We start from the raw sequence: 1,854 nt of genomic DNA, 5'->3' as shown, positions 1-1,854 counted from the left end.
TATGGGGCTGTCGCTTAACAGGCGTGTCAATCGCCATGATTGCCGCCTGTGCCCTCAGCACAGGCATCCCCTACAATTTTACCAACCTGCCACAACACCACCTACAAACCAACCGACACGCCAAAACATTAGTCTATGCAGGCAGTTGTATCCTCCTGCTTACCGCTTACCGCCTCAGTCGGATCAACAAACAACTAGCAACCTACCATCAAATAACCCAAGAGGAAGATTTAACACAGTTTAGACAATCTCTCAAGTCAGCGATCGTCACTCCTCCCCAACTTCCAGAAAACACACAAAAACAACCGCAACCTTTTAACTGGCAACTATTCAATACCCAACCTGAAAAATATCCTCACTTATTGATAGTAGGAGGAACTGGAGACGGAAAAAGTTACACCGCCGAAGCTATTAGTTACATTTTAGACGGCAAAACAATAGTCATTCATCCACACCAAAAACCAGGAGACTTTCAAGATTTCCCCTGCTATTGTGGAGGACGAAAATATGGTAATTGGAAACAAGATGAGCTGACAGAAAACGACAACTTCAGCAAACTCTCAACAGGAGAAAAATATCCAGATTTAACCTGTGCCAAAGTAGTTAAAATAATCCACCAAGAAATGGACGCTCGTTACCAATTGTACGGACAAGGAGTCGAAGACTATCCAATGGTAAATATAATCATGGATGAGTATAACACCACAATAGATGTAGTACCAGAAATCGCCCCGACAATGAATAGTTTGATCAGAGAAGCTAGGAAAGTCAAACTCAGATTAATTCTCTTAATTCAATCCGACTTAGTAGATGATTTAGGTATCAAAGGTAAAGGTGCGATTAGAAATTGTTTCAGATTCATTAGGTTGGGTGATTTTGCCAAAACACACGCGAAGAAAATAAATAATGACAGTATAAAATCCTGGATTAGTACACAGAAATATCCCCTGTTAGTAGGAGACAATATTGCAGTTTTGCCGAACAAAAAATTACTGCCACTGAGTCAAAATACAAATATAACTGTTACCAATGATGGTGGTAACATCGTTACCGATAAAAGTAACAATGTTACCAACCCGTTGCCAAATGCTGACCAGCTAGATAGACTGCTATGTAAAGATGAAAGAGTTTCGTTGCCTCCGTTACCCCTGCCCGAAAATTGGGTAAAAGTAGACCCTAAAGTTAGTAAAATATCTGATGAAGCCAGGGGAATAATTGTAGCTTTTATTAGAGCAAAGATATCTAAAGAACAAACAATTAACGCGGTTTTTGGGTGCAAGAAAAATAGCCTTAGCAAAGCTTGGCAAGCTGCTAGTTATTGGTATGATGAAGTCAAGCATAGTCTATAATAATAAAATTGAAGCATCCATACGCTTACTCAATTTTTTGTACAGCGTCAAATCTAATTCCAATTTTAACCAGAGAAAAATTTGACAATTCAAGAATTCCTATCAAATGCCTTTCCCAGTGTCGAACTACAAACTGTAAAGAAGTTTGAGTCGCCCTCAGCTAAAAACTTACAAAAAAAAGTAAATACTGAAAAATATCAAACATATTTTGAGTTTTTGTGTTAACAATATTAATATATCTATTAACAGATATATTATCAGAAACTTTCCCAAAGAGGATCTAGTAGTTAAAGCAGATGAGTCTCTTTCATAATAGTGATTGGAGAGAATTTATTGAGGACAAAAAGGCTACCTTGTTGTTGTGGAATTATTGGCGAAATAAGCTCAAATACCTCTATGAATTATCTGAAAAAATCTGGATCTTGCCCATAGATTTATTCGGATGTTGCTAAAGATTCCCCCCGATGTATTGATGTAGCTGCCATTTTAAAAGGCAATATCGGTA

Annotated in this window: 1 protein-coding gene; it reads left to right on the top strand. The window is 37.9% G+C overall.

From position 1 onward, the window contains the following. On the top strand, window positions 1–1,349 hold a 1,349-nt coding region (locus F6K40_RS39990; RefSeq protein WP_293145819.1), incomplete at its 5' end, for a hypothetical protein. Window positions 1,350–1,854 lie beyond the last annotated feature (505 nt).

Source organism: Okeania sp. SIO3I5, assembly GCF_010672085.1.
Taxonomy (GTDB): domain Bacteria; phylum Cyanobacteriota; class Cyanobacteriia; order Cyanobacteriales; family Microcoleaceae; genus Trichodesmium.
This window is presented reverse-complemented; position numbering and strand designations above follow the sequence as displayed.